Source organism: Pseudomonas sp. P7758, from assembly GCF_013386485.1.
Lineage (GTDB): Bacteria > Pseudomonadota > Gammaproteobacteria > Pseudomonadales > Pseudomonadaceae > Aquipseudomonas.
The window spans coordinates 21,496-35,820 of the sequence record NZ_JACARS010000095.1; the positions used below are offsets into that span (position 1 = coordinate 21,496).

Annotated in this window: 8 protein-coding genes; 4 read left to right on the plus strand and 4 right to left on the minus strand. The window is 61.5% G+C overall.

What is annotated here, in order from left to right:
* Window positions 1-187: 187 nt before the first annotated feature.
* The 4 genes from ligA to HX873_RS20585 all read right to left on the minus strand — a co-directional run bounded on the left by ligA (window position 188) and on the right by HX873_RS20585 (window position 7,894).
* Window positions 188-2,545: an NAD-dependent DNA ligase LigA gene (gene ligA / locus HX873_RS20570; protein ID WP_177123115.1), complete on the minus strand. Its 2,358-nt coding sequence runs from the start codon at window positions 2,543-2,545 to the stop codon at window positions 188-190.
* Window positions 2,546-2,632: 87 nt separating this feature from the next.
* A complete protein-coding gene (zipA, locus tag HX873_RS20575) occupies window positions 2,633-3,484 on the minus strand; it encodes a cell division protein ZipA (protein ID WP_003219080.1) in 852 nt (283 codons plus the stop codon).
* Between the two features lie 259 nt (window positions 3,485-3,743).
* Window positions 3,744-7,232: a chromosome segregation protein SMC gene (gene smc / locus HX873_RS20580; RefSeq protein ID WP_003219082.1), complete on the minus strand. Its 3,489-nt coding sequence runs from the start codon at window positions 7,230-7,232 to the stop codon at window positions 3,744-3,746.
* A 2-nt stretch (window positions 7,233-7,234) separates the two neighbouring features.
* Complete coding sequence (locus tag HX873_RS20585; protein WP_003219085.1) at window positions 7,235-7,894, minus strand: GntR family transcriptional regulator; 660 nt, start codon at window positions 7,892-7,894, stop codon at window positions 7,235-7,237.
* Between the two features lie 280 nt (window positions 7,895-8,174).
* On the opposite strand from HX873_RS20585, the gene xdhA reads away from it, so the two are divergent.
* From xdhA to guaD, 4 genes are all read left to right on the plus strand, one after another.
* The gene (xdhA, locus tag HX873_RS20590; RefSeq protein ID WP_102368369.1) at window positions 8,175-9,623 is read left to right on the plus strand and encodes a xanthine dehydrogenase small subunit; all 1,449 of its coding nucleotides are present in this window, start codon (window positions 8,175-8,177) and stop codon (window positions 9,621-9,623) included.
* Window positions 9,616-12,015: a xanthine dehydrogenase molybdopterin binding subunit gene (gene xdhB, locus HX873_RS20595; RefSeq protein ID WP_003219089.1), complete on the plus strand. Its 2,400-nt coding sequence runs from the start codon at window positions 9,616-9,618 to the stop codon at window positions 12,013-12,015. Before xdhA ends, xdhB begins: the two co-directional genes overlap by 8 nt.
* Window positions 12,016-12,137: 122 nt before the next feature.
* Window positions 12,138-12,980 carry a xanthine dehydrogenase accessory protein XdhC gene (gene xdhC, locus HX873_RS20600; protein WP_003219091.1) on the plus strand — a complete coding sequence of 281 codons (843 nt, stop codon included), beginning with the start codon at window positions 12,138-12,140 and terminating at the stop codon, window positions 12,978-12,980.
* Between the two features lie 7 nt (window positions 12,981-12,987).
* On the plus strand, window positions 12,988-14,292 hold the full coding sequence (gene guaD / locus HX873_RS20605) for a guanine deaminase (protein ID WP_003219093.1): 1,305 nt from the start codon (window positions 12,988-12,990) through the stop codon (window positions 14,290-14,292).
* The last annotated feature ends 33 nt before the right edge of the window (window positions 14,293-14,325 follow it).

Here is a 14,325-nt window from a genome sequence, read left to right on the forward strand (position 1 = left end):
CGCAGAGCGTCCAGGGCGGCGTTCCCACGCAGAGCGTGGGAACGATCATCAGACTAGAGCATTGCCCGGGAGAGATCGTTCCCACGCTCCGCGTGGGAATGCATCCAGTGACGCTCCGCGTCGCACCTTTCAGAGCGGACGCAGAGCGTCCAGGGCGGCGTTCCCACGCAGAGCGTGGGAACGATCATCAGACTGTGATGTTGTGCTTGGCCAAAAATGCCACGAACGTCTCTTCATCCAGCACTTTCAAGCCCAGCTCAGTGGCCTTGGCCAGCTTCGAACCCGCGCCCGGCCCGGCGACCACGCAATGGGTTTTCGCCGACACCGAGCCCGCGACCTTGGCGCCCAGGCTTTCGAGTTTTTCCTTGGCAACATCGCGGCTCATCAGTTCCAGGGAGCCGGTGAGCACCCAGGTGTGACCGGCCTCGGGCAAGCCTTCGACGACTTTCTTCTCACTCTGCCAGTGCATGCCGAAGTCCTTGAGCTGTTGCTCGATGGCCAGCGCACGCCGGGCGTTTTCTTCAATATCGAAAAAGTCCCGGACGGCCTTGGCCTGCTTCTCCGGCAACGCCTGGCGCATGTCGAGCCAGTCGGCCTTGATCACGCCTTCGAGGGAGCCAAACTTGTCCGCCAGCTTCTGCGCGGCGCCCGGCCCTACGGACGGTACGTGCAGCTTGTCGAGCAAGCCGCCCAACGTGGTGCTGGCCGCAAACTCGGCGCTCAGGTCGCCCTGCTCCTGCAACTCCAGGCCGCACTCGTCCTTCGAGATCAGGGCGCCAATCACATCCTGGTTATGGCTGTCTTCAAAGAAGCTGTGAATCTCGTGGGCCACTTCCAGGCCAACGTCCGGCAAGTACGTCAGCACTTCCGGCAAGGCCTGCTGCACGCGCTCCAGGGATGCCAGCGAGCGCGCCAGCACCTTGGCCGTCTCCTCGCCCACATCGGGAATGCCCAGAGCGTAGATAAACCGTGCGAGGGTTGGCGTCTTGCTGTTTTCAATAGAGGCAATCAGCTTCTTGCTGGAAACGTCGGCAAAACCTTCCAGGTCGATGATCTGTTCGTACTTGAGCTTGTAGAGATCCGCCGGCGAGCCGATGAGTTTTTCGTCCACCAGTTGCTCGATGGTCTTGTCGCCCAGGCCATCGATGTCCATGGCCCGGCGCGAAACGAAATGGATGATCGCCTGCTTGAGCTGCGCACCACAGGCCAGGCGCCCGACGCAGCGGTACACCGCGCCTTCACTGACGGTTTCCTTGCCCTTGCTGCGCTTGACCAGTTGGGTACGCTCAACGTGGGAGCCGCACACCGGGCAACTCTCGGGGATCTGCACCGCACGGGCGTTTTCCGGGCGACGCTCGGTCACCACCGACACCACCTGCGGAATCACATCACCGGCACGGCGGATGATCACCGTGTCGCCGATCATCAGGCCCAGGCGTGCCACCTCGTCCATGTTGTGCAGTGTGGCGTTGGACACGGTCACACCCGCGACCTTGACCGGCTTCAAGCGTGCCACGGGTGTCACAGCGCCGGTGCGGCCGACCTGGAATTCAACGTCAAGCAGCTCGGTCAGCTCTTCCATGGCCGGGAATTTATGGGCAATTGCCCAGCGTGGCTCGCGGGCACGAAAGCCCAGCTCCCGCTGGTAGGCAATGCTGTTGACCTTGAACACCACGCCGTCGATTTCATAGGGCAAGGCGTTGCGGCGCTCACCGATATCGCGGTAGTAGTCGAGGCAATCCTGAATCCCCTTGGCCAGCTTCAGCTCATGGCTGATGGGCATGCCCCACTTCTTCAGCTGTTGCAGGTTGCCGATGTGGGTGTCGCTGATATCCGTGGTCACGCCATAGCAGCAGAATTCCAGCGGACGGCTGGCGGTGATCTTCGAGTCCAGCTGACGCAGGCTACCCGCCGCCGCGTTGCGCGGGTTGGCGAAGGTCTTGCCGCCAACTTCCAGCTGGGTGGCGTTCAGCCGCTCGAAACCGGCCTTGGACATGAATACTTCGCCGCGCACTTCGAGGGTCGCCGGCCAGCCGGTGCCGTGCAGTTTCAAAGGAATGTTGCGCACGGTACGCACGTTGACGCTGATGTCTTCGCCAGTGGTGCCATCGCCACGGGTGGCGCCACGCACCAGCTCACCGTCCTGATACAGCAGGCTGACCGCCAGGCCATCGAGCTTCGGCTCGCAGCTGTACTCCACCGCTGCGCCACCGCCAAACAGGTCGCCCACGGGCAGGTCCAGGCCTTCAGTGACCCGGCGATCGAATTCCAGCATGGTGCTTTCATCAAAGGCGTTGCCGAGGCTGAGCATCGGGATTTCGTGGCGTACCTGAGTGAACGCAGACAATGCCGCACTGCCGACCCGCTGCGTCGGTGAATCACGGGTTACCAGCTCCGGGTGCTCGGCTTCAAGCGCCTTGAGCTCGTGGAACAAACGGTCGTACTCGGCGTCCGGAATGCTCGGCTCGTCGAGGACGTGGTAACGGTAGTTGTGCTGATCCAGTTCAGCGCGCAGTTCGAGGATGCGGGTGTGGGCGGCGGTCATGGGTGTTCTCTCATAAAGCAAAAGAGCAGCCGAAGCTGCTCAATATGTTAGTGCATGGATTCTACAGGCAACGCTTAAGCTTGGACCTCAGCGCTTCTGTGTCAGGGCACGACGCTCGAACTCGACGATGCGCTGACGGTAATGCTCGATGGTCTGGGCGGTCAGGACGCTGCGTTGATCGTCCTTGAGTTCGCCGTTGAGTTCCTGGGACAGCTTGCGAGCTGCCGCCACCATCACGTCGAACGCTTGTTTCGGGTGACGCGGGCCCGGCAAGCCGAGGAAGAAGCTCACCGCCGGAGTGCTGAAATGGTCGATGTCGTCCAGATCGAAGATGCCCGGCTTGACCGCATTGGCCATGGAGAACAGGACTTCGCCGTTGCCGGCCATGCTTTCGTGGCGATGGAAAATATCCATCTCGCCAAAGCGCAGACCGCTTTCCAGAATATTCTGCAGCAGGGCCGGGCCCTTGAAGCCGGCGGCGTCACGGCAGATCACGCTGATCACCAGCACCTCTTCGGCAGCCGGCTGGTCCTTGACGGATTCTTTATGGGCGCTCTTGGCCGGGGACTCATCCGGGAAGTCGTCATCACGGCTGCTGAAGCTCGGGCCTTCTTCCAGGTCCAGGTTCAGGTCGCCCTGGGATGGCTCGCTGGCCGCGCTGCGCTTGCCGCGCTTGGGTTCACGGGCTTCACGCACCGGTGCGCTCATCGACGGCAGGTCGTGCTCGTCCAGGTGCGGTTCTTTATGGTTGTCCAGGACACGCGGTGGCCCCAGCAGCTCGGCGCTGCCGTCGTCGTCCGGTAAATTGGACAGGTTGCGGTCCAGGCGAAATTTCAACTTGCCCTTGCCGCCACGCATCCGGCGCCAGCCATCAAAAAGAATACCGGCAATGACAATAATGCCGATGACGATCAGCCACTCGCGCAGACCGATTTCCATGTAATCCCGTGCCTCTAATAAAAAATGCTGAAAAATAAGGGGTTTAGCACCGTGCAAACCGCTTTAAAACGTGGCGCCAACTCTATGTTCTGAATGACGTTTTGCCCACGCATACGAAAATTTGACATTAAACTAGCACGACCAAAGATAACTTTACACCGTCTGTCAAAATGCCTTGAACAAATATGTCCATTTGCCACTTTTCCCAGACCGGTAAATCACCTTACGTCCTGCTGAAAATCCTCCTTCGACCTGCGGCTCAGGATTCCACCAGCGCCATCGCCTCTTCGACATCCACCGCCACCAATCGCGAACAGCCCGGCTCGTGCATCGTCACGCCCATCAATTGATCGGCCATTTCCATGGCGATCTTGTTGTGGGTGATATAGATGAACTGCACCGTCTGGGACATCTCTTTAACCAGTCGGGCGTACCGTCCAACGTTAGCGTCATCCAGCGGGGCGTCAACTTCGTCGAGCATGCAAAACGGCGCCGGGTTCAACTTGAAGATCGCAAATACCAGGGCCAATGCGGTCAGTGCCTTCTCGCCACCAGACAACAAATGGATGGTGCTGTTCTTCTTGCCCGGAGGCCGCGCCATGATCGTTACCCCTGTATCGAGTAGATCTTCGCCCGTCAGTTCCAAGTAAGCGCTGCCACCACCGAAAACTTTCGGGAATAACGCCTGTAAACCGCCATTAATCTGATCAAAGGTATCTTTGAAGCGATTACGGGTTTCCTTGTCGATCTTGCGGATCACGTTCTCCAGGGTGTCCAGCGCTTCGACAAGATCGGCGTTCTGCGCATCCAGATAACGTTTGCGCTCGGACTGCTGCTGGTACTCGTCGATGGCCGCGAGGTTGATCGCGCCGAGTCGTTGAATGCGCGCGGCAATCCGCTCAAGTTCTTCTTCGGCTTCTTTCTCGTTGGCCTCGGCGGTCAGGGTATTGAGCACGCCGTGCAGGTCGTAGCCGTCTTCCAGCAACTGGTCTTGCAGGGTTTTGCGGCGCACCGTCAGGGCCTGCCATTCCATGCGCTGCTGTTCGAGCTGGCCCCGGATCAGTTGCGACTGTTGCTCGGCCTGGGTCCGGCGTTTTTCCGCGTCGCGCAGTTCGCGGTCGGCGTCTTCCAGGGCGATCTGGGCGGTCTTGAGCTCTTCGTCGACGGTCATGCGCTTGTCGAGCAACTCTTCAAGCTTCAGGCGCAGCTCTTCCAGCGGGGCCTCGCCCTCCTCCAGGTTGAGGCTCAGTTGCTCGCGTTTTTCGGTCAGGCGTTCGGACTGCATTTCCAGGCGCTCAAGGGCCTGGCGCGTGGAGTCGTGCTGCGCCCGCAGGGAGCCGAGGCGCACGGCCAATTGATGGGCGTGATCCTTGTGCTGGCGAGCTTCCTGGCGCACCCGGTCGAGGCGCTCGCGCAAGCTGTCGCGCTGGGCCAGCAGCAACTCGCGCTGCTCGGTGTCCAGGGCCATGCTGTCGAGGGCTTCCTGCAATTGCAGGCGTGCTTCGCCGACTTGTTCGTGTTCGAGGGCGCGTTGCTCGCCCATCTCGGCCACTTCTTCGTCGAGCCGGGTGCGGCGCAGGGTCAGTTGCTCGACCTTGGCCTTGCTCGCCGAGAGCTGGGCTTTCAATTCGCCCTGCTGGCGCGCTTCGTCCTGCAACAGCCGGCGCAGGTGTTCGCGGCCGGTCTCTTGCTGGCGCTGGGTGGCGCGCAGGGTTTGCAGCTGGTTTTCCAGGGACTCGAGTGTGGCTTCGCGCTCTTCGCGCTCGGCGGTCAGGTTGACGATTTCCTGGCCACGGGCCAATACGCCGCTTTCCGCTTCGCTGGCACGCCGTACCCGCAAAAAGTGCCGGCCGACCCAAAAGCCATCACGGCTGATCAGGCTTTGCCCTGCGGCCAACTGCCCGCGCTGGGCCAGGGCCTGCTCAAGGCTGTCGACCGGCTTGACCTGGCCGAGCCAGGGCGACAGGTCAATCGCCGCCTCCACTTTATCCAGCAGGCTGCCCGGCACGCGAGTGCCGTCCGCCGCCGGGCTGAGCAAACGCAGATCGCCCTGGGCAAAACCCGCCAGGTCAAACCCGCCAAAATCATCCACCAGCACCGCTTGCAGGTCGGCGCCGAGCACGGTTTCCACCGCCAGCTCCCAACCGGCTTCAACCTTCAGGCCTTCGGCCAGGCGCGGACGCTCGGCCAGGTGTTGGTCACGCAGCCATTCAGCCGTGCCGGTGCCCGGGTCGAGCGCCGCTTGCTGCAAGGCTTCCAGGGAAGCCAACCGGCCGTTGAGCCGCTGCAAATCGCCCTGGGCCTGCTGCTGTGCCTGGGTCGCCTGCTGCAGTTGCTGACGCAATTGCTCGAGGCGCTCCACTTGTTGTTCTTCGCTGGCTTCCAGCTCTTCCAGCGTCATTTCGCTTTCGGCGAGTTTCTCGCTCAGTTCGAGGATCGCTGCATCTTCCGGGTCGGCAGCGAGCAGCACGCGCTCTTCCACCAGGCGCCGCTGACGCTCGGCCAGGCGCTCCATGCTGGTTTCCAGTTGCTGGATGCGTGACTGCTGCACCTCAGCCTGGCGGCGCGGCTCGGCAGATTGCAGGTTGAACGTGTCCCACTGCTCCTGCCAGGCGTGCATGGTGGTTTCGGATTCTTCCAGGGCCGCAGCGGCTTCCTCGGCAGCGGCGCTGGTGACTTCCTGCTCGGGGGTGAGCATGTCCAGCTCCTCCCCGAGGGTCAGCAGCAAGGTGCGGTCGTGGCCCAGGTGCGATTCGGTTTCCAGGCGCGCACGCTCGGCTTCTTTCAAGTCGTCCTGCAACTGGCGCAAACGCTGCTGGCCGTGCTGGATGCTCTGCTCGACCCGGGCGATATCGCCGCCCACCGAATAGAAGCGCCCCTGCACCAGATTGAAGCGCTCGGACAGGTCATGGTGACCGTCCCGCAGGCGTTCGATGCTGGCGTCGGCATTGCGCTGCTCGGCCACCAGGGCTTCGAAGCTGATTTCCTGGGTGCCGATGATTGCTTCGCGCTGGCCCACCTGGTCATTCAACGCCTGCCAGCGCAGGGCCGACAGTTGCGCCTTGAGCTGACGCTCCTCGCCCTTGTATTCCTGATACTTCTCGGCGGCCTGGGCCTGGCGGTGCAGGCGCTCCAGCTGGCGCTCCAGCTCTTCACGCAGGTCAGTCAGGCGGGCAAGGTTTTCATGGGTACGGCGGATACGGTTTTCGGTCTCGCGGCGGCGCTCCTTGTACTTGGAGATGCCGGCCGCTTCCTCGATAAAGTTACGCAGGTCTTCGGGCTTGGCTTCGATCAGCTTGGAGATCATCCCCTGTTCGATGATCGAATAGCTGCGCGGGCCCAGGCCGGTACCGAGGAAGATGTCGGTGATGTCCCGGCGGCGACACTTGGTGCCGTTGAGGAAGTAGCTGTTCTGGCTGTCGCGGGTCACTTTGCGGCGAATGGAGATTTCCGCATAGGCCGCGTACTCGCCCACCAGGGTGCCGTCGGAATTGTCGAACACCAGTTCGATGCTGGCCTGGCTCACCGGCTTGCGGCTGGTGGAGCCGTTGAAGATGACGTCGGTCATCGACTCGCCACGCAGGTTTTTTGCGGAGCTCTCGCCCATCACCCAGCGTACGGCGTCGATGATGTTCGACTTGCCGCAGCCATTGGGCCCGACCACTGCCGCCATGTTACTGGGGAAGTTCACCGTGGTCGGGTCGACGAAGGATTTGAACCCCGCCAGTTTGATGCACTTGAGCCGCACGCTTAGGCTTCCGCCAACGCAGCAATGACCAGCGAGCAACTGCGCTCGCCGTAGGCCGAGAGCACCAGGCGAATCTGCGGCAGGTCACGGGCCAGCACGGCGGCGAGCAATTGCTCGAACAGCACCAGGTACTCGCTCATGGACGCCTTGCGCTGATCCAGCGCCAGGTAATAGGCGCGGTTCATCGCCGGCTGCAGGTTCTCGACGGTTTCCTGCAGGTACGGGTTGTTGGCGAACGGATAGGCGGCACGCATCACGTTGAAGCTCTCTTCGACGAAGGCGCGGATGTCCTGGCGTTCGAAGCTGGCGATCAGGCGCTGCTGGATTTGCACGAACGGCGCCATGTCGGCCTGGGTCTGCCAGCCGGCGGCGACCGCATTGCCCAGCAGGATGTACAGCTCGCCCATCAGCGTGCACAGGCTTTGCACCTTGTGGGCAGTCAGCTCGGTGACGTGGGCGCCACGGCGCGGCAGGATCGCAATCAGGTGCCGGCGCTCGAGGATCAGCAAGGCTTCGCGCACGGAACCACGACTGACATTCAGCGCCAGTGTGACCTTCTGCTCCTGGATCCGCTCCCCAGGCTTGAGATCGCCGCGAATGATACGTTCGGCGAGGTGGTGAGCGATTTGCTCGGCAAGACTATCCGGCGCCTTGAACGTCATGTTTTCCCTTCAAAATCTTCTATCGGTACAAGCGCGGCAGTGTAGCGCACTTGCCGGTTGATGGCGTACGGCCCACAGAGCGGAATTTGGCATGAAATAAGCAGCCATTAAAGTCCAGAAGCCCCCAAAAACGGCGGTTCCAGAGAACTGGACCATAATTAAGGATGTTGATATCGCATTTTCTTGACCTTTCGGTCAGAAAATCGTTGACCGAAAAGTCAGACATGACTAGATTCGGCGCAAAGCGGTTAACAACAATAATGAGTCTGCGAGGCCTTCCGTGATCCAGTTTTTACTAAACCAGGAGCTCCGTAGCGAGCACGCCCTGGACCCGAACCTGACCGTGCTCAACTATTTGCGTGAGCACCTGGGCAAATCCGGCACCAAGGAAGGCTGCGCCAGCGGCGACTGTGGCGCCTGCACCGTGGTAGTCGGCGAGTTGCATACCGACGATCAGGGCGCCGAGCAGATTCGCTATCGCAGCCTCAATTCGTGCCTGACGTTTGTCTCGTCCCTGCATGGCAAACAACTGATCAGCGTCGAAGACCTCAAGCACCAGGGCCAACTCCACAGCGTGCAACAGGCCATGGTGGAGTGCCACGGTTCGCAATGCGGCTTCTGCACCCCGGGCTTTGTGATGTCGCTGTTCGCCCTGCAAAAGAACAGTGATGCACCCGACAGCCAAAAGGCCCACGAAGCCCTGGCCGGCAACCTCTGCCGCTGCACCGGCTATCGCCCGATTCTTGCGGCCGCCGAACAGGCCTGCTGCAACAAGCCCCAGGACCAGTTCGACAGTCGCCAGGCCGACACCATCGCCCGCCTGAAAGCCATCGCCCCGACGCAAACCGGCGAGTTGAACAGCGGCGACAAACGCTGCCTGGTGCCGCTGACCGTCGCCGACCTGGCGGACCTTTACGACGCTTACCCACAAGCCCGGCTGTTGGCCGGCGGCACCGACCTCGCGCTGGAAGTCACCCAGTTCCACCGCACGCTGCCGGTGATGATCTACGTCGGCAATATCGAAGAGATGAAGCGCATCGAAAGCTTCGACGACCGCCTGGAAATCGGCGCTGCCACTCCCCTGTCCGATTGCTACAGCGCGCTCAACCACGAATACCCGGATTTCGGCGAATTGCTCCACCGTTTCGCCTCGTTGCAGATCCGCAACCAGGGCACCCTGGGCGGCAATATCGGCAACGCCTCGCCCATCGGTGATTCGCCGCCACTGCTGATCGCCCTCGGCGCGCAGATCGTGCTGTGCAAGGGCAACACCCGCCGTACCCTGGCGCTGGAAGACTATTTCATCGACTACCGCGTCACTGCCCGCCAGGACAGCGAATTCATCGAGAAAATCATTGTGCCCAAAGGCGTGCCGCTGTTCCGTGCCTACAAGGTTTCCAAGCGCCTGGACGATGACATCTCTGCCGTCTGCGCGGCCTTCAACCTGAAGATCACTAACGGTGTGATCGACGATGCCCGCGTGGCGTTCGGCGGCATGGCCGCCACCCCAAAACGCGCGAAGAACTGCGAAGCCGTACTGAACGGCGCCACCTGGAATTCCGCCACCGTGGAAAAAGCCTGCGCGGCCCTGGCCGAGGATTTCACCCCGCTGTCGGACTTCCGCGCCAGCAAGGAATACCGCCTGCTCAGCGCACAGAACCTGCTGCGCAAATACTTCATCGAACTGCAAACGCCGCACATCGAGACTCGGGTGACCGCTTATGTCTAACCATCACGCCGTGGAAAAATCCCAGGCCGAACTCGCCGAACTGTTTGCCAAGGACCTGACCAGCGGCGTCGGTCGCAGCGTCAAGCACGACAGCGCCGCCAAGCATGTCTCGGGCGAAGCGCAGTACATCGATGACCGCCTGGAATTTCCCAACCAGTTGCACCTCTACGCACGCATGTCGGACCGCGCCCACGCGAAGATCCTTAGCATCGACACCGCGCCCTGCTACGCCTTTGAAGGCGTGCGCATCGTCATCACCCACGAAGACGTGCCGGGTCTGAAAGACATCGGCCCGTTGATGCCCGGCGACCCGTTGCTGGCCATCGACACCGTGCAGTTCGTCGGCCAGGTGGTGCTGGCCGTCGCCGCCCGCGACCTGGAAACCGCACGCAAGGCGGCGATGGCCGCTGTGATCGAATACGAAGACCTGGAGCCGGTGCTGGACGTGGTCGAGGCGTTTCGCAAAAAACATTTCGTGCTCGACAGCCACACCCACCAGCGCGGTGATTCGGCGGGCGCACTGGCGACCGCGAAGAACCGTATCCAGGGCACCCTGCACATCGGCGGCCAGGAACACTTCTACCTGGAAACCCAGATCTCCTCGGTGATGCCCACCGAAGACGGCGGCATGATCGTCTACTGCTCCACGCAAAACCCCACCGAAGTACAGAAGCTGGTGGCCGAAGTACTCGACGTATCGATGAACAAAATCGTGGTCGACATGCGCCGCATGGGCGGTGGTTTTGGCGGCAAGGAAACCCAGGCCGCCAGCCCGGCATGCCTGTGTGCGGTGGTCGCACGCCTCACCGGCCAGCCGACCAAAATGCGCCTGCCGCGTGTCGAAGACATGCTGATGACCGGCAAGCGCCACCCGTTCTATATCGAGTACGACGTAGGCTTCGACGACAGTGGCCGGCTGCACGGCATCAACCTGGACCTGGCGGGCAACTGCGGTTGCTCACCGGACCTGTCGAACTCGATTGTCGACCGCGCAATGTTCCACTCCGACAACTCGTATTACCTGGGCGACGCCACCGTCAACGGCCACCGCTGCAAGACCAACACCGCGTCCAACACCGCTTACCGTGGCTTCGGCGGCCCCCAAGGCATGGTCGCCATCGAGGAAGTGATGGACGCGATTGCCCGGCACCTGGCCCTCGACCCGCTGGCCGTGCGCAAGGCCAACTACTACGGCAAGACCGAGCGCAACGTCACCCACTACTATCAGACCGTCGAGCACAACATGCTCGAAGAGATGACCGCCGAACTCGAACAAAGCAGCCAGTATTTCGAGCGCCGCGAAGCGATCCGTCGCTATAACGCCAACAGCCCGATCCTGAAAAAAGGCCTGGCACTCACACCGGTAAAATTCGGCATTTCCTTCACCGCCAGTTTCCTCAACCAGGCCGGTGCGCTGATCCATATCTACACCGACGGCAGCATCCACCTGAACCACGGTGGCACCGAGATGGGCCAGGGATTGAACATCAAGGTCGCGCAGGTGGTGGCCGAGATTTTCCAGGTGGAAATCGACCGCGTGCAGATCACCGCCACCAACACCGACAAGGTGCCCAACACCTCGCCGACGGCGGCTTCCAGCGGCGCCGACCTGAACGGCAAGGCCGCACAGAATGCCGCCGAAACCATCAAGCAGCGCCTGGTGGAGTTTGCCGCGCGCAAATATGAAGTCAGCGAGGCCGACGTTGAATTCCACAACGGGCATGTGCGGGTCCGCGATCACATCCTGACCTTTGAAGCGCTGATCCAGCAGGCGTATTTCGCCCAGGTGTCGCTCTCCAGCACGGGCTTCTACAAGACCCCGAAAATCTTCTACGACCGCAGCCAGGCACGTGGGCGGCCGTTCTACTACTTTGCGTTCGGCGCGGCCTGTTGCGAGGTGATCGTCGACACGCTGACCGGCGAGTACAAGATGCTGCGCACCGACATCCTGCATGACGTGGGCGCCTCGCTGAACCCGGCCATCGACATCGGCCAGGTCGAAGGCGGCTTCATCCAGGGCATGGGTTGGCTGACCATGGAAGAGCTGGTGTGGAATAACAAGGGCAAGCTGATGACCAACGGCCCGGCCAGCTACAAGATCCCGGCGGTGGCCGACATGCCGCTGGACCTGCGGGTGAAGCTGGTGGAAAACCGCAAGAACCCGGAAGACACGGTGTTCCATTCCAAGGCCGTGGGTGAGCCGCCGTTCATGCTCGGTATTGCCTCGTGGTGTGCGATCAAGGACGCCGTGGCGAGCCTGGGTGACTATCGCCATCAGCCGAAGATCGATGCACCGGCGACGCCGGAGCGGGTGTTGTGGGGCTGTGAGCAGATGCGCCAACTGACCGCTGCAAAAGCTGTGGAAACGGAAACCGAGCTGGCTTCGCTTTAGACCGAGGCGCTGCCTTCGCGAGCAAGCCCGCTCCCACATTTTGATTTGTGAACACATTTAAATGTGGGAGCGGGCTTGCTCGCGAAGGCGGTCGAACTGACAACAGAGATGTTGAGGTAAACATGAACAACTGGATCAGCGCCCTCGCCGACCTGCAGAACCAGGGTGAACCCTGCGTGCTGGTGACCATCATCGAAGAGCTCGGCTCCACGCCGCGCAACGCCGGCTCGAAGATGGTCATCAGTGCCGCCCAGACGTTCGACACCATCGGTGGCGGGCACCTGGAATACAAGGCGATGCAGATCGCCCGGGACATGCTTGTGCGCGGCCAGCAAAACACCCACCTGGAGCGCTTCAGCCTCGGCGCCAGCCTGGGCCAGTGCTGCGGCGGCGTGACGGTGCTGTTGTTCGAACCCATGGGCCAGGTGCAGGCGCAGATCGCGGTGTTCGGCGCCGGCCACGTGGGCCGCGCGCTGGTGCCGTTGCTGGCCAGCCTGCCATGCCGGGTGCGCTGGATCGATTCGCGGGAACAGGAATTCCCGGAACACATCCCCCAAGGCGTGCGTAAAATCGTCAGCGAAGAGCCGGTGGATGAAATCGACCACTTGCCTGTGGGCAGTTACTGCATCGTCATGACCCACAACCACGCGCTGGACCTGGAACTCACCGCCGCCCTGCTCAAGCGCAATGACTTCACCTACTTCGGCCTGATCGGCTCGAAGACCAAACGCGTCAAATTTGAACACCGCCTGCGGGATCGCGGTTTCGACACCGCGCAACTGCAACGCATGCATTGCCCGATGGGGCTGACTGAGGTCAAAGGCAAACTGCCTGTGGAAATCGCCATCTCCATCGCCGGCGAAATCATCGCCACCTATAACGCCAACTTCGGCCAGCACACTGCGAGCGCCGAACCCATTGCCAAACTGCTGCCGGTATCCCGCCGCAGCCAAGCGACTAACTGAGACGACCATGCCTTTGACACGCAAAGCCTACCGTGCCGCCATTTTGCACAGCATCGCCGACCCTGCCGAAGTGGGGATCGAAGCCTCCTACGAATATTTCGAGGACGGCCTGCTGGTGATCGACAACGGCCAGATCAGTGCCCTTGGCCACGCCAGCGACTTGCTCGCCAGCCTGCCCGCCGACATCGAAGTCACCCATTACCAGGACGCGCTGATCACCCCCGGCCTGATCGACACCCACATCCACCTGCCGCAGACCGGCATGGTCGGTGCCTATGGCGAGCAGTTGCTGGACTGGCTCAACACCTACACCTTCCCGTGTGAAAGCCAGTTCGCCGACAAGGCCCACGCCGAAGAAGTCGCGGATATTTTCATCAAGGAACTGCTGCGCAACGGCACCACCACCGCGCTGGTATTTGGCAGCGTGCACCCGCAGTCAGTGAACTCGTTTTTTGAAGCGGCCGAGAAGCTCGACCTGCGGATGATCGCCGGCAAAGTAATGATGGACCGCAACGCGCCGGACTATTTGACCGACACCGCCGAATCCGGCTACGCGGAGAGCAAGGCACTGATCGAGCGCTGGCACGGCAAGGGCCGTTTGCACTACGCGGTGACGCCACGTTTCGCACCGACCAGTACACCTGAACAACTGACCCTCGCCGGGCAGCTGCTGGGGGAATACCCGGACCTCTACATGCAGACTCACATCAGTGAAAACCTGCAGGAAGTGGAATGGGTGAAAGAACTGTTCCCGGAGCGCAAGGGCTACCTGGACGTGTACGACCATTACAAACTGCTGGGTGAACGCTCGGTGTTCGCCCACGGTGTGCACCTGTGCGACGACGAATGCGCGCGGTTGGCAGAAGCCGGTTCGGCAGTCGCGTTCTGCCCGACATCGAACTTCTTCCTGGGCAGCGGTTTGTTCAACCTGCCGATGGCCGAGAAGCACAAGCTGAATGTCGGCCTGGGTACGGACGTCGGCGGTGGCACCAGCTTCTCGCTGCTGCAAACCCTGAACGAAGCGTACAAGGTGATGCAACTGCAAGGGGCGCGCTTGAGTCCGTTCAAGTCGTTGTACCTGGCGACCCTGGGTGGTGCGCGGGCGCTGCGTCTGGAAGACAAGATTGGCACGCTGCAACCCGGCACTGACGCGGACTTCCTGGTACTGGATTACAACGCCACCCCGCTGCTCAGCTATCGCCTGAAGCAGGCCAATAACATCGCCGAGACGTTGTTTGTGTTGATGACACTGGGGGATGACCGGGCGGTGTTGCAGACGTATGCGGCGGGGCAATTGGTGCACCAACGCTGATTTAACAGGTACAACAAAACAAATGTGGGAGCG

Bases quoted from the DNA above. Each gene is read 5' to 3' on its own strand.
- ligA (WP_177123115.1), bottom strand. From the start codon at position 2,545: ATGACCGCCGCCCACACCCGCATCCTCGAACTGCGCGCTGAACTGGAT.
- zipA (WP_003219080.1), bottom strand. From the start codon at position 3,484: ATGGAAATCGGTCTGCGCGAGTGGCTGATCGTCATCGGCATTATTGTC.
- HX873_RS20585 (WP_003219085.1), bottom strand. From the start codon at position 7,894: ATGACGTTCAAGGCGCCGGATAGTCTTGCCGAGCAAATCGCTCACCAC.
- xdhB (WP_003219089.1), top strand. From the start codon at position 9,616: ATGTCTAACCATCACGCCGTGGAAAAATCCCAGGCCGAACTCGCCGAA.
- xdhC (WP_003219091.1), top strand. From the start codon at position 12,138: ATGAACAACTGGATCAGCGCCCTCGCCGACCTGCAGAACCAGGGTGAA.
- guaD (WP_003219093.1), top strand. From the start codon at position 12,988: ATGCCTTTGACACGCAAAGCCTACCGTGCCGCCATTTTGCACAGCATC.